This is a genomic window from Shimia isoporae (assembly GCF_004346865.1).
GTDB lineage: Bacteria > Pseudomonadota > Alphaproteobacteria > Rhodobacterales > Rhodobacteraceae > Shimia > Shimia isoporae.
In genome coordinates this window covers 16,050-35,446 of record NZ_SMGR01000004.1, presented here as the reverse complement: position 1 = coordinate 35,446, position 19,397 = coordinate 16,050, and the positions used below count along the sequence as shown (strand labels likewise).

Here is a 19,397-nt window from a genome sequence, read left to right as displayed (position 1 = left end):
CTTGGGATTATTCGCACAAGCGGCGGACTTGGTCCGCGATCTTGGCGCTGGGGATCAGAGACATTTCCGGCGCATTGGACAGGCAGAATATGCGTGCAAAGAGCGACTCCGCCATTGGTGCAGGCTCGTTGGCCGGATGGTTGGTTTTCATTGGCAGATAGTATTTGCGCAGGATCACAGGACCGGCGGCACGCTCTGCAAAAACATCTACTGGGTTTGTTGCAAGAAACGGGGTGTGGGTTCTGGGAGAATGGATTGGTACTTTGACGGAAAACGGCGCCGCACCGCAATTTGCGTCAGCGACGATCTCGCGCATTCTTCCGTCTTGAGCGTGATACAATGCAGCCCAGAACTCCATTTTTTCCAAGCGATCCAGAATTGCCGACGCTGCGAGGTCACTGATCTTGGCATTGTTGGCCAAGCCGTTCCAGTTTTCGTCATGCGACCACCCAAAGTTTGCCAGAGCGCGAATGCGTGCTGCCTGTGTCTTATCGCAAATAACTAAGCCGCCTTCACCGACACCCCATGGCTTTGTGTGGTGGGCTGAGATTGTCTCGATCGGTCCATCTGAGGAGAGGGCGCTTCGGGGGCGGTCGAGAAGACCGGTGGCGTTGTCGACGATGAATGCTTTGCCCCGACTTGCGCAGAAGTCGGCAACCGCGTCCCAATCCGATTGTTGGGCAAAGACGTTTGTATAGATGACGCCGTCATAGCTGTCTTCAGGCAGTGATTTCAGTCGGTCGAGATCAAATCGCCCGTTTTCGTCGCAATCAATGATGCGTGTGTTGCTGAGGGGACCGACGCCGCAGGAGAAAAAGTTGAAGGCACTTGCGACCCAGCGCAATGGCGTGCCGTCGGGGCTATGCGCGGCGGCTGCCAGATGCAGCGCCAATGTGCCATTGGAGACGGCCACGACTTCGCGGCTGTCGGGCAAGCCGACTATTGCCGCAACGACCTTTTCCAGCAGGGCGGCGACGGGACCACCATTTGCATGGTGATTGCGTGCGACGGACAGGGACAGAAAATCTGCAATGCGGCTGTGATCATAGGCCTTGTTTTCGATGAACGGCAGAGGTTGTTCCAGATCGGGCATAGGAACGGGAATGTCATCGCAGGACGTTGGCTTCGGAACTCCATGGCTTGACGCAATCTCAACAAGGCCGGAGGTTCTAACGCCATACTCGCCGGCAGGTGTGCGGGACTTTTGGAATTCCCCACCTTCGGAGTTGTCGTCAGACGAGGCCTTAAAAGGATAGTTGGACACGATGCATGCGCTCCGGTTTGCGTGGACTCGGTTGTACACCAAAAGACTGTTGAACGTGGCAAGTAGCTACGGTTCGGACAGAAAAGCTGAATCCTAGTTAATCGGACCTATTAAATCACCAAGCCGCTTTCAATGATTATGTCAGTTGGCGGGCGTTTCTTGGCCGATTGATTTGCGAGCTATTGCCAAGCTAATGGACCGACCCATTCATGTTTTAACATGCGTTTCGTGGTTTGAGGGGAAATGCGTACTAGATTTCCCTTTGTCTGTACCAGTTCCCTGTTTACTGTCCGAACCAGCCAAAAAGGGCGCCAAAATGAACAAGGCTTGAGGGCCAAACCTGGGAGAAAAAAATGGGCAAACGCGACGAGTTGATCGAAAAATACGCGGATGATCTGAAGAACAAATGCGGGATGACACCCGATATGGACCTGCTGACCAAAGTCACGATCGGTTGTGGTCCGGCGATCTATAATGATGACGCGTCCACCGTTGCGAGCTCTCAGGAGAGCGAGCTGGAAACTGTCAAAGATAACTTTCTGGTCAAGAAGCTGGGGCTGAAAGATGGTCCGGAACTGATGGAAGGCATCAATGCCGTGATCGAGACATACGGCAAATCGGAGCGCAATAAATATCGCGCAGTGGTTTACTACATGCTGACTAAGCATTTCGGCAAAGAGTCCGTGTACGGCTGAGATTGCCCAGAGACTTCAGCAACGCCCGCCGCAACCGTCGGCGGGCGCCTTGCATTTCTGCCCTTTGAGTCAACTTCTAAGCAGTTCGTGTTTGTGCGACTCAGCGACCGTGGGGTAGCAAAAGAGCATCGGGCCAGGACGGCCAGAACCGAGAGTTTGAATACACGTGCGTTGGTATGGGAGCGCGTGGGGTCACGGGGGTTCTGGCGCGGTCGTCGGGACCCCCGTGTGCGTTTCAGAACAGTGTAAGCACAGTGCCCATGATGGTGCATCCGATAGTGGCGTAGCCACCGTCGATCAGCATCAGTTTGCGCGGACGACCGGCAAAACCATAGTTCGTGACGATCCACGGAGCGGCCAGAAACAGACCAATGCCAAGGCCGGAAGTCAGCCCTTTGTCCACGGTATCGATAGCGGAAAGGGCGAAAACATGGCGCATCATTCCAGCCACTACTATGGCGCAGACGAAGGCCAGGATGTGTGGCGTTGGATCCTTGGAATTGACGGGGCGCCCGTCGTCGCCTGTTTCCACACCGGCGGCTTCCATCCAAGGTTTGGCCAGCGCCATATACCAGATTGATCCAAACACATATGAGGCCACTGCTGCGGCCAGCACTGCGACATATTCCATAACTGTCTCCCCGTTTTTTAGGTTTATTCGGGGAGTATGCCGGAAAAATCAGGTTTGAGAACCGCTCATCTCTAAGATGATCTGCCACTCTGCTTCGGTTACCGGCTGAACGGAAAGTCGGGAATTTCTGACCAAAACCATGTCCGCAAGACGCGGGTCTGTTTTGATCATGTCCAAACTGACGGGCGTTTTCACTGGCGCAACAGCTTTGATGTCCACGCATTCCCAGCGCTCGTCATCGGTTGTGCTGTCGGGGTGGGCTTCTGCGCAAACCTCGACGATGCCAACAACGGATTTCTCCTTTTGCGAGTGGTAGAAAAAGCCGCGGTCACCCACGGCCATTTCCCGCATAAAATTGCGTGCCTGATAGTTTCGTACACCGTCCCACTCTTCGCCTACATCTCCCTTGGCAACTTGCTGGTCCCAACTCCAGGTCGACGGCTCGGATTTGAACAGCCAGTAGCGCATCAGCCCAGAACCTTGTTCCAAGGCTTCAGTTCGACGCTCTCGAAGAGATCGGCAGCCTTGTAGGGGTCGTTCGCAGCCCAATTTTCCGCTTCGGACATGTCCGCTACGTTCAGGATGATAAGTGATCCGCACATGTCGCCAGAGTCGTCTAGAAACGGGCCGGCCATCATGATCGTGTCGCCGGACCCTTTGAGGTAGGCGACGTGATCGTCACGGTTGGCTTTGCGGATCTCCAAAGCGCCGGGTTTGTCCTTGGCGATGAGCGCGATCAGCATAAGTTATTCCTCCTTGGGTGGTCTTGCGAGCAGCATTTCCATGGCGTCGCGAATTTGCAAGTCCCCATCCAGCACTGCGACAACGGCGGCCGTGATGGGCATCTCGATGTTCATGGTTTTGGCCCGATCCAGAGCCGCACGGGCAGTGGCGGCGCCTTCGACGGTGACGGTCGGATCAAAGGTTTCACCCCGCCCCAGCGAAAGCCCAAAGCGGTAGTTGCGCGACTGTTCGGACGCGCAGGTCAAGGTGAGATCACCGAAGCCGGACAAGCCGGACAGAGTTTCAGGCTGGGCGCCCAGCGCACGGGCCATGCGTTGCATTTCGGCGTAACCGCGTGTCATGAGCGCGGCCCGGGCGCTGTCACCAAGACCAGCGCCGATGGCAATGCCACAGGCAATTGCAATCACGTTCTTCAACGCGCCGCCCAGTTCCGCGCCGACAGTATCGGTTGTGCGATAAACGCGAATATTTGGCGACTTCAGGCGGCGTTGCAGGTTTTTTCCGGCCGTCTCGTCTGCAACCGCTAGTGTCAGTGCCGTTGGAAGGCCACGCGCAATGTCGGCAGCAAAACTGGGGCCGGTCAGAATGGCCGGTATGGCGTCGGGTAGAACATCACGGATCACGGCCACTGGGCCCAATTGCGTGCCGAGCTCAACCCCCTTGCAACAGGCAACGAGGGTCCGTCCTGCAAGCTCGGGGTGCTCCTGCAACAGACTTCGAAGTTTTTGCATCGGAACCGCGAGCAGAACAACTTCCGAGAGTGCTGCCGAGAAATCAGATGTGAAGGTAATGGATTCAGGCAGCGAGACCCCAGGCAATCGAGGGTTTTGACGCGTATCTTGCATAAGAGCAGTCGCAGAAGGGTCGCGGGCCCAAAGCGTCACGGGATTATCGTTGCGAGCAATGGCGACGGCGAGTGCGGTACCAAAAGCTCCAGCGCCAAGAACCGAAATCATGCTTTGGCTCCTTTTTTTCCGCTGCCCAGCAGTGCCGGCGCTGTTTGGTCAAGTGGCCAGCGCGGACGTGCGGACAGACCCATGTCATCCCGTGCACCGGATTTGAATCGCTCAAGACCTGCGTAAGCGATCATGGCGGCATTGTCAGTGCAGAGGGCCAAAGGTGGTGCGGTAAAGGCAGCACCAGATTCCGCACAAACAGTCTCTAACCTTGCCCGAATTGCCGAATTTGCAGCAACTCCGCCGGCTACGGCGAGCAACGGTTCAGACGGGTTTTCGGCCATGTAGACCTCGAGCGCACGCCGCGTCTTTTCCGCCAGCACATCAACCACGGCGGCTTGAAAGCTGGCGCAAAGATCAGCGCGATCTTTGATCGTCAGACCGCCTTTTTCTGAGATGATTGCGTCCCGAGCGCGCAGCAGTGCCGTTTTCAAACCAGAGAAAGACATGTCGCATCCCGGACGATCCAGCAAAGGGCGCGGGAAACGGTGTGCTTTCGGATCACCTGCCTCGGCCTCTTTTTGAACAGACGGGCCGCCGGGCTGGGGCAGTCCGAGCAAACGTGCGGTTTTGTCAAAAGCCTCGCCTGGTGCATCGTCTATTGTGCCGCCCAGACGTGTGAATTTTTCGGGACCGTGCGCAATGAGGAACTGGCAGTGGCCACCTGAAACAAGCAACATGAGGTAAGGGAAAGTCACCTGATCGGTCAGACGCGGGGTCAGCGCATGGCCGGCAAGATGGTTCACGCCGACAAGGGGAATGTTCAGCCCGGCGGACAGACCCTTTGCGCACATTACAGCTGAGAGCACTCCACCGATTAGACCCGGACCCGACGTGACTGCGATGGCATCGATCTCGGACAAGCTTAGGTTGGCGGCGGAGAGTGCTTCTTGGACAGAGAGATCGAGCTTTTCGGCATGTGCCCGTGCGGCGATTTCAGGCACGACTCCGCCAAACGGCGCGTGCAATTCGGTCTGTCCATAGACAATCGACGCCAGAATTTCCGGCGCATCGTCACCTGATTGGCGCAAGACTGCGGCGGCGGTATCGTCGCAGCTGCTTTCCAGTCCTAGGATTGTGAGAGGCTTTGTCATCTGTCCTTGCCGTTGCACCGGTGCTGTCAGGCAGGTAACACCGGAAGGCGGTTCAAACAATCCCGGCGCATTTTTCATGAGTGAATTGTCCCCAACCATCCTGATCTCGCGCCCTTTGGCTGCGGCGGAGCGGTTTGCGGCGGCGTTGCAAGGGGCGGGAATTGACGCTCCGGTGGTAATCTCTCCTTTGATGAAGGTGGAACCGACAGATGCAGGTGTGCCGCTGGCCGGCGTGTCGGGCGTTATTTTTACCTCTGCGAATGGTGTCGCCTTCGCACCTGAAGGAAACCTGCCTGCATGGTGCGTTGGAGAGGCAACTGCGGAAGCGGCACGGGCAAAAGGGTGGCATGCGATTGCGGCAGGCGGTGATGCGGAGGCTTTGGTCGAGCGGGTTTTGGCCGACAAGCGAGCGGGCAAGGTCTTCGGTCCCTTATTGCACTTTCGGGGTGCCTTTGCTCGTGGTGACATTGCCAAGAGACTTTGCGCAGCAGAAGTTGAGACAGGGGAAGCGGTCGTCTACGAACAGCGGTTGGTTCCGTTGACGCAAGCGGCCAAATCATTGTTGTTGCGGGAAAATCCGGTAATAGTTCCCCTTTTTTCTCCGCGGACGGCGGCGCAGTTTTCCAAAGAGGCGGCGCTTCTGACGACGACGTCGCACGTTTTTGTGGCTGCAATGAGCGCAGCTGTTGCCGAGGCGTTGAGCGAGAATTTGACCCAAGACGTCGTTGTGGCGGAAAAATCTGATGTCAATTCGATGATTGACGCAGTGTCGAGACTGTTGGCCGCGGCAGTTCATGTTGAGGAGCGCAGTCGCCTGACCTAGATTGGTGCTGCAACTGCGAAATAACCGGATTCGAAAGGACTTCAGGTGGGTAACTCTGACAAGACCGACAAACCGGAAGACGATCAGGTTAAGGCTGAGAACGCCAAGGCTGAAGAGATCGAGGACGCCGAACTCGTTGACGAGGAAACGAACGCGGACGGGGAAACGCCTGTAGAGCTTGATGAACCTGATGCCGAACCGGTCGAGGCGACGGAAGATGTGGTTAGCGAAGCCGTATCAGACGTTGTGGAAGAGACGGCGCCTGATGCTGATGCTCCCGACGTAGAAGAAACACCTGACGCTGCTTCAGCGCCAGAGAAGCGCGGCGGATTTGCTCCCATGGTGTTGGGTGGTGTCGTGGCCGCGGCTATCGGGTTTGGTGGCGCTGTTTTTTTTGGTGACCAGTTGGGGATCGGTTCAGACACCGAAGAAACGTTGGCAAAGGTGGCCGTCGAGCTGGAAGCCCAAAAACAAGCGCTTGCTTCTTTGGGTGAGCAATCCGGGTCGGCATCTGAGCGTGCCTCGAGCGCATCGCAAAACGCCAGTGATGCGGCAGCGGAGGTGGCGAAACTACGTGAACTTCTGGACGCCTACACGACCGAATTAGGCACGCTTTCGCAGACTGTGGCCGAATTTGACAGCCGGCTGAACGACATTGAGAAACGACCATTGAACGAAGGCCTTGGGGCCGCGGCAATTGCCGCATACGAGCGAGAGGTCGAGGACTTGAAGGCGCTGGTAGCCGAGCAGAAGGCGGAAGCGGCACAGCTGAAAGACAAGGCCGATCTGTCCGCCAAAGCGGCGCTTGCGCGGTCGGCAACAACACGGATTGTGGCGGCTTTGGATAGCGGTGCGGCTTACAGCGGTGCATTGGTGGACTACCGTTCCGCAACTGGTGAAGAGGTGCCTGAGGTGCTTGCAGAGAATGCTGGTACCGGCGTGATCACCTTGGCGGCTTTGATCGAGGGCTATCCTGAGGCTGCGCGCGCGGCGTTGGCAAAGGCCCGTGCGGAGAAAATTGATGATGCCCAGGGCAGCGCGCTTGGGAATTTTTTGAAAAACCAGCTTGGTGCGCGGTCTGTAGAAGCCAAGGACGGCACTGATACCGATGCCATACTGAGCCGTGCGGAAGCTGCGCTGCGCGATGGGCAACTTTTTGATGCATTGGCCGAACTGGACAGTCTCGCCGATGCTCCCAAAGCTGAAATTGCGGAATGGCGGGCGCAGGCGGAAACTCGACTGGCGGCGACCGAGGCAGCCGAAGCAATGGCGCAAGCCCTGAACACAAACTGAAAGTCAGAACATGCTGTGGTCTTTGATTAAGATACTTGTTTTTGTCGCCATTATCGGGGCTGTGACCTTTGGCGCGATCCATCTGCTTGAAAGCGAAGGCGGGGTGATGATCACCATGGGCGGTGTCGAGTTCACGCTTGGACCGTTCCAGACTGCTTTGGCCTTGATCGCGCTGGTGGCGGCCACGTGGCTGGCGATCAAATTGCTTGCGCTCTTGGTGGCGACATTGAAATTTCTGAATGGCGACGAGACCGCAATCAGCCGCTATTTCGATCGCAACCGCGAAAAGAAAGGTTATCAGGCGTTGGCCGACGGTCTTATGGCGTTGTCTTCGGGCGAAGGGCGCCTGGCCATGGACAAGGCCCGCAAGGCGGAAAAGTTCCTGAAAAAGCCGGAACTGACCAACCTGATCGTGGCGCAGGCCGCTGAGATGAGCGGTGACACCAAAAAGGCGGAGGAAGTCTACAAAACCCTGCTCAAGGACGACAACACGCGGTTCGTGGGCGTGCGCGGCCTGATGAAGCAGAAGCTGGTTGAAGGCAAAACCGATGTGGCCCTCAAGCTTGCGGAAACGGCGTTTGCTCTAAAACCAAGGCATGAGGAAGTGCAGGATACACTCCTACGCCTTCAGACGGAGAATGAAGACTGGAGTGGTGCGCGCGGAACCCTGAATGCCAAACTCAAGCATGGCACGTTGCCGCGAGACGTACATCGTCGACGGGATGCGGTTCTGGCCTTGGGTGAGGCTAAAGGTATTCTTGACGAAGATAGCTCCATCGAAGCCCGCGAACGCGCGATCGAGGCAAACCGGTTGTCGCCTGATCTCGTGCCCGCAGCAGCATTGGCGGCGAAAGGATATATAGAACAAGGCCGTCCTCGAAACGCGGCCCGCCTGTTGCGTAAGGCATGGGATGTGAGTCCGCATCCGGATCTCGCCGCTGCTTTTGCCGCAATTGAGCCGAACGAGACTCCTCAAGAACGGATCAAACGGTTCAAGACACTGACCAAGGCCACACAGGATCATCCCGAGACCCGGATGTTGAATGCCGAGTTGCAGATTGCGGCGGAAGATTTCCCTGAGGCACGCCGCGCGCTGGGCGACCTTTACGAAAAGGAGCCAACGCAGCGCTCGCTGACCATTATGGCGGCGATTGTGCGTGGTGAAGGGGGAGACGATGCGGTGGTCAAGGGCTTTCTGGCGAAGGCGCTTACAGCGCCGCGAGGTCCTCAGTGGGTTTGCGACAACTGCCACAACATTCATGCGGAATGGGCGCCTACGTGTGCGAATTGCGGCAGCTTTGACACCCTGAGTTGGGTAGCCCCGCCAGAGACCGAGGCGAAGTCCGGCTCCGGTGTCGAAATGCTACCGTTGATCGTTGGCGCGATCGCCGATCAGACGCGCGATGATGCGGAAGAAAGCGAGACGTCTGACGAGGATGTCGAAACCGTAGACGCCGAGGTGGTCGAGGAGACTGACACGAAGGCCGGATGAGGATCCGCTTGAAGGGACAAGTGAAAAAGGCGGGATCATGGGATCCCGCCTTTTTTCAATTCGCCCGGAAGCCGGTTTTTACAACTCGGCGACAATTTCCTTGAGCAAGGCCAACTTGATCGGCTTGGCCATATGCTCGTCCATTCCGGCGTCCAGACAGGCTTGTCTGTCCTCGGGCGCAGAGTGGGCAGTGAGACCGATGATGCGCGTAGGACTGTCGTTGGTGCCTTGTTCGCGTGCGCGGATTTTGCGCGCAGCATCCAGGCCGTTCATCACCGGCATGGAAACATCCATCAGGATCAGGTCGGGACGCAGGCTTTCATTCTGCGCGATCGCTTCGATCCCGTTTTCCGCACTTGCATGTGGCAGGCCGTGACGGTCGAGGAAAACCTCTATCAACTTACGGTTGGTGCGGTTGTCGTCAACGATCAGGATCGGTTTGATGTCTTTCTTTTCTTTTGCAACCTCAACGTCTTTCGCTTCTTTCTCAGGTCCGAAATCGTCCTGTGCTTCGGGACAATTGGTCAACGAGCGGAGAAGGTTGCCGAGCAGAATTGGTTTCTGCAGCTCAGCGTCGGGCGTGACGTCGGGCGCGTGGCCATCTTCGATGCTGTCCTGAAGCTCGTTGATAAAAATCACGCGCGGTTGCTTGATTCCCTTGAGTGTCCGGCAGGCCCGAAGGAAGGTTTCTGCATTCATGTCCGGAAGGCGGCTCTCGACCAGAACCACGTCGAAAGGAGCATCTGTTTTTGTTGCGTCCTTGAGCGTTGAAAGCGCGGTGGCGCCATCCTCGCAGGCCTCCGGTTTTGCTCCCCAGTGTTCCAGCTGTTCGTTGGTCACATACAGGGCCATCGGCTCTTTCTGGACAATTAGGACCCGCATTTTCTCGAGGTCCACCGTGGTGGGTGCCGGAACCTGATCAGAGGATGGTTCGACGATCGGGATCGAGAAGCAGAACTTTGATCCCTCGCCAACACAGGACGTCGCCCAGATGCGACCGCCCATCAATTCTGCGAAGCCCTTGGAGATCGCGAGACCCAAACCGGTACCCTGATGTTTACGGCTGTAGCTGCCGTCCACTTGGGTGAACTGGTCAAAGACTGTGTCGATCTTGTCCTGAGGAATGCCGACACCCGTGTCGCAGACGCTGACCTGCATGTGGGCTCGGCCGTCGTCATCCTCAACGCGACGGGCGTCGATCATCACGTACCCTTCGTCGGTGAATTTCAGCGCGTTTCCGGCCAGGTTGATGATGATCTGCTTGAGGCGAGGGCTATCGCCAAGAATGTGTTCCGGCAGGGTCGGATCAATACGGGTGATCAGATCAACGCCGGCGTCAGATGCCTGGAACGCCAAGATCTGAGCGGTTTTTTCGATCACATCTACAGGTTTGCAAGGTTCCTGACGAACCGTCATGTGGCCGCTGTCAATTTTGGAGAAGTCCAGAATATCGTTGATGATATTGAGCAGGGACGATCCGGAAGAGTGCATCGACTCCAACAGGCCGCGCTGTGCCGGATTTAGATCGGTATCGGACAAGAGTTCTGCCATGCCCAAAACACCGTTCATTGGCGTTCGGATCTCGTGGCTCATGCGGGCAAGGAACTGTGACTTGGCGTTCTCAGCATGCTGTGCCGTTTCAACCGCAATTTGCAGCTGCTGGTTTTTCTGGTGCACTTCGTCAGAAAAGGCCTTGAGTTGTTCCTTGGTGTCCTCAAGTTTCTGAACCCTCTCCGCAAGGTGATCCATCATTGTGTTGAAAGACTTGGCAAGGCTTTCGACTTCGTCGTTGGTGCGGATCGTGATGCGGTGATCAAGGCTGCCAGCGGCAGCTTGTTCGGTGGCCTGCGTGAGCTTTGCCAGCGGATTTGTCAGGCGGCGCGACACAAAAAAGCTGAGCCCCAAACCGGCGAGGATGAACAGGGTGCCAAGCATCATGTTACGCTGTCGCAACAGGGCGACCTCTCGCAATGCTATCGTCCCGTCCAGATCGAACCGGATGGTGCCAAAATTGAAGTTGCCGTAGTTCACAGGCAAAGCGATTTCAATCAGACCGTCGTTGTCGCGGTAGGCGACTTGGTTTGTGCGGCGCGCTTCTTCCACAAGTGGATCTTCAATCTTGCCGAGGAACAGCGAGTGGCCGAAGTTTGCACCTGTTACGATCAGATGGTTCTCCGCATCTACGAGCGAGAGCGACACCACGTCGGGTTGCTCCTCGAGCTCCTCGTAGATGACGTCCAGTTCGGACGGATGTCCTTCGAACAGGTAGGGCAGCGACACTTCGAGGATCAGCTTGCCAAGGGACTCGGCACGTTCTTGAAACCTCTGTTCCACCAATTGCTGTTGTGTCAACGTGTTGGAGATGATCAGCGCGGTGACGCAGGCCGTGAACAGCGCGCCGAAATAGAACAGCATTCGGCGGCGAAGACCGTGGGTTGCCCGGCGCCAGAAGGACGGCGCATCCATATGCGAAACGTAGGTCAAATCGGTCTTCCTAGATAATGCCAATGGTCGTCAGGCGATTGAGGATCGCAAAGATCGGCTGAAAGGTGTCGTAGACGCTGGGAAAGCTCACGAAACGGTCCATATCGGAGAAGGCCCTGATTGCTTCGCGACCCTTTTGGGTGTGGTGCATTGTGGTCAGCGCTTCGGCGATCGCATCTGACAAATCGTGATCCATTCTCGGGCGTTGCATGACCACCTCGCGGGGGATCAGCGGGCTTTCGGCAATTGCGCGGAACTGTCCGGGAAATGCTGCATCAAGATGGCGGAAGTCGATGTCGTTCATTGCACCGGCGTCAGCCCAGCCACGAACCATCCAGTACATGGTGTTGGCGCTGTCACGGGTGAACACGTAGCCGACCTTGCCGTCTGGTACATTGCGGTTACGGGTGCGGAGTTTGGCGACCTCAAGTCCCGCTTGGTCCAGAAGATAGACGGGCAGAAGAAAGCCGGAAGAGGACGAATGTTCCTCAAACGCAATCTTGCGGCCAACTAGGTCGTTCAAAGACTGAATCTGACCATCCGTAGGTACAACGATGAGCGAGCGATAGGCGGCGTGACGGTCGCGGTACTGTCGTAACAGCGGCACGGCTCCGGAATCGCGCGCGACCTTGGCTGCAACGACTGGTGTGTCGAAGTAGAGGTCTATGTCACCGTTCGCGATCGCGCCTGCAATGTCGTGATCTTCTTGTTTGACCGTGATTTGCACGTCAGTGATGCCGTGCGGTGCCAACGCTTGTTTCAAATACTCTGCAAGCGGAGTGAAACGGACCACCTCGCGACGAATGTCATTTTCGAGGCTTCCGAGAACGAGTGTTTCAGCCGTCACCACATGCGTGGGCAGCAGACACACCAGCGCCAAAGCCAGGCGTTTCATCAAGTTCATTTCTACGTCCTTGTTCCCGTTGCTTGACGGGTAGACTCAAAATCTTGATTGATGCTTAATTTTATGGAGTTTCGGCCTTTCAGCGGCTTTGCGCTGACGTTGGGTGAGTTTTGCCCCACAAAAAACGCCCTCTGCCGGTGGCAAAGGGCGTTTCTGAAGATTGAAAGACCTTACGACTTCGGCAGAAGCACCGAATCGATGACGTGGATAACGCCATTGGATGCGCCGATGTCTGCGGTAACAACGTTGGCTTCGTTCACCATCACGCCGCCTTCGGTCATGATCGTGACGTCACCGCCTTGAGCGGTTGGTGCCATCATGTTGTTGGACAGGTCACCGCTCATCACTTTGCCCGGTACAACGTGGTAGGTCAGAACGGCAATCAGCTGGTCCTTGTTCTCGGGCTTCAGGAGCATTTCGACGGTACCTTCGGGCAGAGCGGCAAACGCCTCGTCTGTCGGTGCAAAGACTGTGAATGGGCCATCGCCCTTGAGAGTGTCCACGAGACCCGCCGCCTGAACCGCTGCGACCAGAGTGGTGAACGAGCCCGCAGAAACGGCCGTGTCGACGATGTCTTTTGAATGGCCATCGGCGAAGGCAGGTGCGGAGGCGAAAAGCGTTACGGCAGCAGTGGCTGCCAAGAATTGACGACGGAACATAAGTTGTCTCCCAAAAATGATTGCCAGCGGGAATGCTGATGTGTCGGGCTACGGCAACCCGGTTGGGATGGATCATCGGTGGAATTCCGGTGGTAGCGCCAAACTCGAACGGATCACAAATAGGTCAGACGAGACGCAGGTTGCGCATTTTCCTTTGTTTTAAGGGCGAAATTGCAGGGCGCGCAATCTGCGGATCTGGGTGTGGGGCTTTCATGGCGGCGAAGCTGATCACAAATCAATCACAGGCACGTGGGTGAAAAAATGGCAGAGCAACATTGAGCATGGCACACAGAAAGCGCCGGGCGTCACAAGGCCTTGTTCCCTATTTTGCGGCTTTTTCACACGACCGTCGTCAACCGTCAGCTTTCAGGTAGTCTTTCAGGGCGTTTGCGAGCAGGTCGTAGCACAGGCGGATCCGCATGTTGGTTTGAACGTCTCTGTGGGAGACCAGCCAAATTGGCAGACGCATTTCCCCCAGATCAGGCAGGACACGAGTCAGTCCGAAATGCCGTGTGGCGACCACCGACGGCAAGAGTGCTATTCCAAGGCCGGCCGCGGCGAGTTCGTACAGAACTACGCCTGAATGGGCGACGATTTTGAAGTTGGCAGGCGAGACGTCCAACCCTAGATCACGAATTTGCCGGACCAATCGGTCACGGTGTTCGAAGCCAATGAAATCGGCGTTGGCGACTGTCTCAGATGTCAGGTCACCGTCCAACGCGGTGAGGTACCGTTCGGACGCGAATAGAGAAACGTCAAATTCTCCGATCTGTCGCGCAATCAGATCGGGCTGCGACGGTCTTACATGTCGCACGGCGATGTCTGCTTCGTGGCGAGTCAGATCTGCCAGAGCGTTGGAGGGAACGAGCTCGACATCCACTCCCGGATGGTTCCTGCGGAGCGTGTCGAGGCATTGCGGCAAGACGTAGGACACCATCGCATCGGTTGCGGCGATCCTGATCGTGCCCTCGAGTGTCTGGTTCCGCCCTTTTGCAATTCGTGAAATTTGGGTGGCCGCGTCGGCCATGGTCTGCACCTGTTCAAAAAGTGCTGCTCCGGTATCGGTCAGGCGCGCGGCGCGTGTTCCGCGGATAAAGAGACTCGCGTTTAGGGCCTCTTCGAGGTTGCCGATCTGACGGCTGAGAGTTGGTTGAGTTTGGCCAAGCACCCGTGCGGCACCGGAAAGAGACCCTTCCTCTACGACGGCTAGAAAGGCGCGAATATGGTTCCAGTCGAACTCTCTCCCGTGAATATTCATATATTTACGTATGCCTAGTATAGATATTTGCGCAATTATGTTGTTTATTTGTATGGGTTATTTGGTCTCAAAAGAAAAGAGAGACCAATGTCACTGCTCAGAAACATTCCGCTTCCAGCAAAATTGATCGCGATCTGTACCTTGCCGCTTGCCGCAGGATTGGCGCGGCTCCTCCAGATCGCGGGCGTAGAGACTCCACTCACTGCTTATCCGCCTGTATCGACGGGCCTTCAGGCCGTTTTTGTCGCCCATATCGTTTGCGCCTTTCTCTTTGTCGGGCTTGGCGCGTTCCAGTTCACTACCCACGGAAACCCTCGGACCCTGGGTTGGCATCGAGCGGCAGGTCGCTTCGCGGCCTGCGCCGCCTTGCTTACAGGACTCTCGGCGATTTGGCTGACGTTCTTCTACCCGCACGCGCCCCAAGACGGGCCGGTGCTGAATGTCATTCGGGTCTTCGCCGCGTCGGGGATCGCGACGTGTATCGTCATGGGCTACCGGGCTGTTCGAGCGCGTCACCTTGGACACCACCGCAAATGGATGATGCGGGCCTACGCCTTGTGCGTAGCGACTGGCGTTCAGTCCTATGTCGTCTTTTTCTGGCACGCCATTGGCGAAAATCCGGAAGGAGTTCACCGCGCATTCGCATTCGGCGTTAGCTGGCTGGCCTGCCTCGCCTTTGTCGAGGTCCAGTTGGACCATAAGTCACTGAAAAGGAATGATAGATGAGTTACAAAAATCCCCTGTTACTTGGTACAAAACTGTCGCTTTTGTGGCTGTTCGCAATTCTCAATATTCTCTTCCGTGACGTCCATGAGCTCACCATGTCTTCGACGATCGAAGAGATTCTGACGGGGCATCTCAATGGTGTGGCAATGTCCGAAGGGCTTCTGGTTGTCGGGGCCATCATCGTCGAGTTGCTGTTGTTGGGCTTCCTGTTTTCCAGTTTTGCCCGCCCAAGCATTGCGCGTCGTCTCAATTTGTTTCTCGCGCCGATTGCTATACTCGGAACCCTCGCGTCACGCCCGAGCGATCCCGACGATTTCATTTTTGCGGCCATCGAAATTGTCACATTCTGTGTCATCTGGTGGTTGGCGTGGGGATGGGAGACCAAGCCGCTGGAAGAAACCGCGATCGAGGCGAGCTGATGCGCGGAAAGACATGTGTTGTCACGGGTGCGACCAGCGGAATAGGTGAGCAAACGGCATACGCCTTGGCGAGTCTCGGCGCCGATCTCATTTTGGTGTGTCGTAACCGCGACAAGGGCCGGCGTGTGACGGAACGTATTCGCCTGGCGACGGGCGAAGATCGAGCGCGACTGATTGTTGGTGACTTGGCCGATCTCGCACAGGTGCGCATGATTGCCGCCGCAGTACGCGCGCTCGATTGCCCCGTGCACGTTCTGGTCAACAATGCGGGTGTCTTCAACCTAAGCCGCCGGTTGACGGTGGACGGGCACGAAGAGATGTTTGCGGTCAATCACCTTGCACATTTCCTACTGACGACGGAGTTGCTTGATCTCTTGCAAGAGGCGGGCGGGGCTCGTGTCGTTACCCTTGGATCGGGTGCGCATATGCTGGTGAAGTCCATAAACTTCAGTGACGTGACCTTTGAGGACGGATTTTCTGCGCTCAAAGTCTATAGCCATTCGAAGCTTGCAAACTGCCTGTTCGGGCATACTCTCGCGTACCGGCTTCAAGGGACCGGTGTGACCTCGAATGTTGTCGATCCGGGTGAAGTCTCTACCAATTTGGGCACGCAAAACGGGTGGATCGGGTGGGGACTCAAACATGTCCTGTCGCTTACTTTGCAAAATCCCGTCAAAGGAGCCCGCACGTCTATTTATGCTTGTGCATCTCATGATCTCGACGGCGTTTCCGGTGTTTACTTGCGCAATTCAAAGATCACAAATCCACGCGCTTGGGCTGTCGATGATGTGATGGGGAAAAAATTGTGGGAGCATAGCGAAGAACTGATTTAGCTCGGTCCATTCACGTTGGCGAAAATACCCGCGCCGACCTTAGAATTCGTCTCTTCATCAGCTACATTGGGCTCTCAGCTGCTCATTGATTGCGCACCGATGGGCCGTTTGCGCCTCTTCGGCACCGCCTTCACTCCTATTGGAAGCTGGGCAACGTGTATTTCTTGCAGAATGGCTTACTGATCATGCGCCAAAAAGCCAGTGGCCAGTTTCTTCACCCGAGTAAACAGGGCCGCCGAGTCGGTTTCACCAGCTAGACCCGCTGCGTCAATTAGGCCTCTTAGAGCCGAGACGAGGTCACGTGCGTTCTGGTCAGGCTCCGGGTGACCTGCATGGGTTAGAAAATCCGCAACTACGTCATGAATTGCCAGGTTAAGTTCGTTGGTTTCGGCTTCCAAAGGCAGAAAAGCCTCTGCAAATTCCAAGATTCTTGCCAGTTTTGGCCAGCGCAACTGATGGGCGATCGCCGCCGAAAGCAGCTTGTCCAAAGTTTCATCGAACGTCTCGTTCTTCATGTTGTCAGACGCGACCCTCAGATCATCGAGCAATAGCTTTCTTTTCTCGCGGATTATCTCGGTCAAGATTGCCTGCTTCGTTGGGAAATACTGATACAGCGTCCCAATGCTGACACCGGCGACCTCCGCGACGCGGTTGGTATTCAATGCATCAAGGCCGCCACGCACAAGAATGCGAGCAGCCGCTTCCAGAATGGCCTCGTAAGTTGCGCGCGCCCTTTCTTGTTTTGGTTTTTTTCTGGGGTTTATCGCGGGGTCCATGGTCTGCCTGAAATACGAGTTGGATTACCCGAGCAATTACTCATCATTGTGTGAAACGCAACCGCAAAGGCAACCACTATGAATTGGACAATTTTCGTTTCTCTACGCGCCACTCCTAAGTGGCTGTCCCTCTCGCTGAAGGAGCGGGACCAAATTGCGTCAAGCTGTCTTGGTCAAGCGGCGACAGATGAACGGGTCAAAATGCGATTTTACGACGCAGAGGCGTTTAGCGGTGTTTGTTCCGACCTCGCCGTTTTCGAAACGGATGACATGGGTTCCTATTATTTCGTTATGGAGCGGTTCCGAAACACAGCTTTGCTCTCTGAGCCCTATTTCGAAATCCTCGACATTATTCCGGCACTGGAAAACGGCTTTCAGGCTTTTCAAGAATCTGAGTTGGCTCGTAGCACATGAAATTCGATATCAGCCAGAGCAAGGCGCTTGTCACTGGCGGCGCACGTGGGATTGGACTGGAGTTAACGAAGCAACTGGTCGCCAAAGGTTGCGAGGTGGTCGCCGTTGGTCGAAACCAGCGCCAACTGGATGAGCTAAGTGCAGCATTCCCGAGCGCCGTTACGACTTGGGTCGCGGATATCTCTTCCTCAGCTGAGGTCGATGCGCTCGTGGCCGGTCTTGCAGCGGATCACCCGGACATCAACATCCTGATCAACAATGCAGGTGTCCAATTCGAGATGGACCTATTCGGGTTTGATCAGAGGCCAAACATCGATTTGGCGCGTCTGGAAATAGCGACAAACTTTGATGCGGTCGTAGCACTCACGTTGGGCATACTGGCTTTGCTCGAGCATCACGAGCGTGCAGCAATTGTGAACATCAGTTCTGGTCTTGCGATTGCGCCCAAAGCTGCGTCCCCGGTTTACAGCGCGACAAAATCAGCCGTCCGGTCATTTACAAAGGCCTTGCGATATCAATGTAGTCAGCGTGCAGCGCATATTATTGTTGTTGAAGCCATCATGGCTCTGGTTGAGACGGACATGACTGCTGGGAGGGCATCCAGAAAAATCTCGGCACAACAAGCTGCCGCCGAAGTCATTTCAGGACTTGAAAAAGAAAAAGACGAAATCTGGGTTTCCAAGGCTAAACTGCTGCGCCTTTTACATCGGGTGTCGCCTAAAGTCGCGGAACGGGTAATGCGATAGAATATCGAAGTTTGGTCGATAACTCTCAATATTTTCAACGCCGTGCAGCATAGACCAAATTGCAACAGAGCAGGTCCCCGAGGTGCCCGTAGTGCGACTAACCCGGACGTTCAGCGTTTCAATGCGCGCGGGCTCCTAAACTGGTTCCGGTGTCAGCCAGGAAAGATCTTTCTGAATTGGGTATCGAAATAATCCCAAGTGTAGACTGCGCTATTCCCAGCATAGCCTTCATAGTAAGATCTGCCGTTCAATGTGGGCAGACCCGCCCAGATTTTGGCCAGATTGAGCATGAAATCTGCGCGCGGCATATCGGCGGACAGGAAATCGCTTAGTCCGGCCTCTTCCAACAGCTGGAGTGCAAGCTGATCTTGTAATTCCGGGCTGAATCGCTCGCTGAGCGGCACTTCTTGATGACCGACGAGACGTCGCAAAGTGGCGGGGATAAGCTGATAGCGCCCGATTGCATGAGGCTGTCCCGGGGTGTCTTCGATCCACTGGTAAATCTCGGCGATCGTCATCTCGGTTGGCCGTTTGCCAGGTTGCGTTCGTGCACCATGCTGCACAGCATCATACTCGCCTTTGCCGGCTTCCGCTCCAGCGATAAGGGTCAAAAGCTGCTTGGCAGTGGACGGTACGGCCAGCACTGGCGCAAAAAGGCCACCGCTTGCGCGACCGCGAAAAAGGCTCGCAACCCCGGGGCGCAGTGCCACCGCGCCACGTCCGAGATGGGCACCCGACGGCTGCACAAGGGCAGGGCGGTGCGCCTCAACCTGAGAGGTGTCGCTGTGGGAGGCGCGCTGCCCAAAGAAACCGTTCTGGATCAGCGAGACATTGTTTGCCTGCACATCTGAAGCCGCAAGGCAAAGGATCAGAAGACTGAAACGTAGTGATGAGACTGAAGACATATTAACCGGGTTTCTACTCGCGGGATGTTTCGCGTTATATGCTGAAGTAGTCTTGATAAACCGTTTACCGGCGCATCCTCACTTCACCGGCCGTGGCAGGCTAGCCGACGCAGGGCATCATCAACGGCAGGTAACGAGCATGGTTGCTGCACTGGCCACAATGTGCCTTTGCAACCGAGACGGTATAAAGTTTGCTGGCAAAACCTTTAGGTTTCAGAGTGTTCCCTTCGGCCCCATGGGTGCACCAGCGCAGTCAAGCTAATCAGTTTCGGGTGAAGGAG

General features: G+C 56.0%; 21 protein-coding genes. 9 read left to right on the top strand and 12 right to left on the bottom strand.

What is annotated here, in order from left to right; genetic code table 11:
* Positions 1-7: 7 nt before the first annotated feature.
* A complete protein-coding gene (locus BXY66_RS17040) occupies positions 8-1,264 on the bottom strand; it encodes a DegT/DnrJ/EryC1/StrS family aminotransferase (protein WP_132861610.1) in 1,257 nt (418 codons plus the stop codon).
* A 353-nt stretch (positions 1,265-1,617) separates the two neighbouring features.
* On the opposite strand from BXY66_RS17040, the gene BXY66_RS17035 reads away from it, so the two are divergent.
* Positions 1,618-1,959: a DUF2853 family protein gene (locus BXY66_RS17035; protein ID WP_132861609.1), complete on the top strand. Its 342-nt coding sequence runs from the start codon at positions 1,618-1,620 to the stop codon at positions 1,957-1,959.
* A 235-nt stretch (positions 1,960-2,194) separates the two neighbouring features.
* Here BXY66_RS17035 and BXY66_RS17030 read toward each other — a convergent pair whose 3' ends face one another.
* The 5 genes from BXY66_RS17030 to tsaD are packed head-to-tail and all read right to left on the bottom strand — an operon-like array spanning position 2,195 to position 5,384.
* Positions 2,195-2,590 (bottom strand): DUF1761 domain-containing protein, encoded by a 396-nt coding sequence (locus BXY66_RS17030; RefSeq protein WP_132861608.1) that lies wholly within the window; start codon positions 2,588-2,590, stop codon positions 2,195-2,197.
* 48 nt (positions 2,591-2,638) lie between these two features.
* A complete protein-coding gene (locus tag BXY66_RS17025; protein WP_132861607.1) occupies positions 2,639-3,058 on the bottom strand; it encodes an EVE domain-containing protein in 420 nt (139 codons plus the stop codon).
* A complete protein-coding gene (locus BXY66_RS17020; protein WP_132861606.1) occupies positions 3,058-3,333 on the bottom strand; it encodes a YciI family protein in 276 nt (91 codons plus the stop codon). The genes BXY66_RS17025 and BXY66_RS17020 overlap by 1 nt, the downstream gene beginning before the upstream one ends.
* A 3-nt stretch (positions 3,334-3,336) precedes the next feature.
* Entirely contained in the window at positions 3,337-4,290 is a 954-nt protein-coding gene (locus tag BXY66_RS17015; RefSeq protein ID WP_132861605.1) for an NAD(P)H-dependent glycerol-3-phosphate dehydrogenase, read from the bottom strand.
* Complete coding sequence (gene tsaD, locus BXY66_RS17010) at positions 4,287-5,384, bottom strand: tRNA (adenosine(37)-N6)-threonylcarbamoyltransferase complex transferase subunit TsaD (protein ID WP_132861843.1); 1,098 nt, start codon at positions 5,382-5,384, stop codon at positions 4,287-4,289. Before tsaD ends, BXY66_RS17015 begins: the two co-directional genes overlap by 4 nt.
* Positions 5,385-5,460: 76 nt before the next feature.
* Here tsaD and BXY66_RS17005 point away from each other — a divergent pair, with 76 nt between their 5' ends.
* From BXY66_RS17005 to BXY66_RS16995, 3 genes are read left to right on the top strand one after another with little or no spacing between them, the layout of a single operon-like run.
* On the top strand, positions 5,461-6,207 hold the full coding sequence (locus tag BXY66_RS17005) for a uroporphyrinogen-III synthase (protein WP_132861604.1): 747 nt from the start codon (positions 5,461-5,463) through the stop codon (positions 6,205-6,207).
* Positions 6,208-6,252: 45 nt separating this feature from the next.
* A complete protein-coding gene (locus tag BXY66_RS17000) occupies positions 6,253-7,500 on the top strand; it encodes a COG4223 family protein (RefSeq protein WP_132861603.1) in 1,248 nt (415 codons plus the stop codon).
* Positions 7,501-7,510: 10 nt separating this feature from the next.
* Positions 7,511-8,992: a heme biosynthesis protein HemY gene (locus tag BXY66_RS16995; protein ID WP_132861602.1), complete on the top strand. Its 1,482-nt coding sequence runs from the start codon at positions 7,511-7,513 to the stop codon at positions 8,990-8,992.
* A gap of 78 nt (positions 8,993-9,070) precedes the next feature.
* Here the strand turns inward: BXY66_RS16995 and BXY66_RS16990 are convergent, their stop codons facing one another.
* From BXY66_RS16990 to BXY66_RS16975, 4 genes are all read right to left on the bottom strand, one after another.
* Positions 9,071-11,476, bottom strand: a complete 2,406-nt coding sequence (locus BXY66_RS16990) for a response regulator (RefSeq protein ID WP_132861601.1) — start codon at positions 11,474-11,476, stop codon at positions 9,071-9,073.
* Between the two features lie 10 nt (positions 11,477-11,486).
* On the bottom strand, positions 11,487-12,380 hold the full coding sequence (locus BXY66_RS16985; RefSeq protein WP_132861600.1) for a phosphate/phosphite/phosphonate ABC transporter substrate-binding protein: 894 nt from the start codon (positions 12,378-12,380) through the stop codon (positions 11,487-11,489).
* 170 nt (positions 12,381-12,550) lie between these two features.
* The gene (locus BXY66_RS16980) at positions 12,551-13,039 is read right to left on the bottom strand and encodes a fasciclin domain-containing protein (protein ID WP_132861599.1); all 489 of its coding nucleotides are present in this window, start codon (positions 13,037-13,039) and stop codon (positions 12,551-12,553) included.
* Positions 13,040-13,391: 352 nt separating this feature from the next.
* Entirely contained in the window at positions 13,392-14,297 is a 906-nt protein-coding gene (locus BXY66_RS16975) for a LysR family transcriptional regulator (protein WP_132861598.1), read from the bottom strand.
* Between the two features lie 87 nt (positions 14,298-14,384).
* Between BXY66_RS16975 and BXY66_RS16970 the strand changes: the two genes are divergently transcribed.
* The 3 genes from BXY66_RS16970 to BXY66_RS16960 are packed head-to-tail and all read left to right on the top strand — an operon-like array spanning position 14,385 to position 16,275.
* Positions 14,385-15,023, top strand: coding sequence for a DUF2306 domain-containing protein (locus BXY66_RS16970; protein ID WP_132861597.1), 639 nt, complete (start codon positions 14,385-14,387; stop codon positions 15,021-15,023).
* Complete coding sequence (locus BXY66_RS16965) at positions 15,020-15,442, top strand: DUF6326 family protein (protein WP_132861596.1); 423 nt, start codon at positions 15,020-15,022, stop codon at positions 15,440-15,442. The genes BXY66_RS16970 and BXY66_RS16965 overlap by 4 nt, the downstream gene beginning before the upstream one ends.
* Positions 15,442-16,275: an SDR family NAD(P)-dependent oxidoreductase gene (locus tag BXY66_RS16960; protein WP_165929227.1), complete on the top strand. Its 834-nt coding sequence runs from the start codon at positions 15,442-15,444 to the stop codon at positions 16,273-16,275. The genes BXY66_RS16965 and BXY66_RS16960 overlap by 1 nt, the downstream gene beginning before the upstream one ends.
* Positions 16,276-16,451: 176 nt before the next feature.
* On the opposite strand, the gene BXY66_RS16955 is transcribed toward BXY66_RS16960, so the two are convergent.
* Entirely contained in the window at positions 16,452-17,051 is a 600-nt protein-coding gene (locus tag BXY66_RS16955) for a TetR/AcrR family transcriptional regulator (protein ID WP_132861594.1), read from the bottom strand.
* 78 nt (positions 17,052-17,129) lie between these two features.
* Between BXY66_RS16955 and BXY66_RS16950 the strand changes: the two genes are divergently transcribed.
* Positions 17,130-17,465: a darcynin family protein gene (locus BXY66_RS16950; protein WP_132861593.1), complete on the top strand. Its 336-nt coding sequence runs from the start codon at positions 17,130-17,132 to the stop codon at positions 17,463-17,465.
* A complete protein-coding gene (locus BXY66_RS16945; protein WP_132861592.1) occupies positions 17,462-18,211 on the top strand; it encodes an SDR family oxidoreductase in 750 nt (249 codons plus the stop codon). Before BXY66_RS16950 ends, BXY66_RS16945 begins: the two co-directional genes overlap by 4 nt.
* Positions 18,212-18,363: 152 nt before the next feature.
* Here the strand turns inward: BXY66_RS16945 and BXY66_RS16940 are convergent, their stop codons facing one another.
* Positions 18,364-19,116: a hypothetical protein gene (locus tag BXY66_RS16940; protein ID WP_132861591.1), complete on the bottom strand. Its 753-nt coding sequence runs from the start codon at positions 19,114-19,116 to the stop codon at positions 18,364-18,366.
* Positions 19,117-19,397: the final 281 nt, after the last annotated feature.

What these genes read in the sequence shown, in the direction of transcription:
- BXY66_RS17035 (WP_132861609.1), top strand. Translation starts at nt 1,618, where the DNA reads ATGGGCAAACGCGACGAGTTGATCGAAAAATACGCGGATGATCTGAAG.
- BXY66_RS17030 (WP_132861608.1), bottom strand. Translation starts at nt 2,590, where the DNA reads ATGGAATATGTCGCAGTGCTGGCCGCAGCAGTGGCCTCATATGTGTTT.
- BXY66_RS17025 (WP_132861607.1), bottom strand. Translation starts at nt 3,058, where the DNA reads ATGCGCTACTGGCTGTTCAAATCCGAGCCGTCGACCTGGAGTTGGGAC.
- BXY66_RS17020 (WP_132861606.1), bottom strand. Translation starts at nt 3,333, where the DNA reads ATGCTGATCGCGCTCATCGCCAAGGACAAACCCGGCGCTTTGGAGATC.
- BXY66_RS17015 (WP_132861605.1), bottom strand. Translation starts at nt 4,290, where the DNA reads ATGATTTCGGTTCTTGGCGCTGGAGCTTTTGGTACCGCACTCGCCGTC.
- tsaD (WP_132861843.1), bottom strand. Translation starts at nt 5,384, where the DNA reads ATGACAAAGCCTCTCACAATCCTAGGACTGGAAAGCAGCTGCGACGAT.
- BXY66_RS17005 (WP_132861604.1), top strand. Translation starts at nt 5,461, where the DNA reads ATGAGTGAATTGTCCCCAACCATCCTGATCTCGCGCCCTTTGGCTGCG.
- BXY66_RS16995 (WP_132861602.1), top strand. Translation starts at nt 7,511, where the DNA reads ATGCTGTGGTCTTTGATTAAGATACTTGTTTTTGTCGCCATTATCGGG.
- BXY66_RS16985 (WP_132861600.1), bottom strand. Translation starts at nt 12,380, where the DNA reads ATGAACTTGATGAAACGCCTGGCTTTGGCGCTGGTGTGTCTGCTGCCC.
- BXY66_RS16980 (WP_132861599.1), bottom strand. Translation starts at nt 13,039, where the DNA reads ATGTTCCGTCGTCAATTCTTGGCAGCCACTGCTGCCGTAACGCTTTTC.
- BXY66_RS16975 (WP_132861598.1), bottom strand. Translation starts at nt 14,297, where the DNA reads ATGAATATTCACGGGAGAGAGTTCGACTGGAACCATATTCGCGCCTTT.
- BXY66_RS16970 (WP_132861597.1), top strand. Translation starts at nt 14,385, where the DNA reads ATGTCACTGCTCAGAAACATTCCGCTTCCAGCAAAATTGATCGCGATC.
- BXY66_RS16965 (WP_132861596.1), top strand. Translation starts at nt 15,020, where the DNA reads ATGAGTTACAAAAATCCCCTGTTACTTGGTACAAAACTGTCGCTTTTG.
- BXY66_RS16960 (WP_165929227.1), top strand. Translation starts at nt 15,442, where the DNA reads ATGCGCGGAAAGACATGTGTTGTCACGGGTGCGACCAGCGGAATAGGT.
- BXY66_RS16955 (WP_132861594.1), bottom strand. Translation starts at nt 17,051, where the DNA reads ATGGACCCCGCGATAAACCCCAGAAAAAAACCAAAACAAGAAAGGGCG.
- BXY66_RS16950 (WP_132861593.1), top strand. Translation starts at nt 17,130, where the DNA reads ATGAATTGGACAATTTTCGTTTCTCTACGCGCCACTCCTAAGTGGCTG.
- BXY66_RS16945 (WP_132861592.1), top strand. Translation starts at nt 17,462, where the DNA reads ATGAAATTCGATATCAGCCAGAGCAAGGCGCTTGTCACTGGCGGCGCA.
- BXY66_RS16940 (WP_132861591.1), bottom strand. Translation starts at nt 19,116, where the DNA reads ATGTCTTCAGTCTCATCACTACGTTTCAGTCTTCTGATCCTTTGCCTT.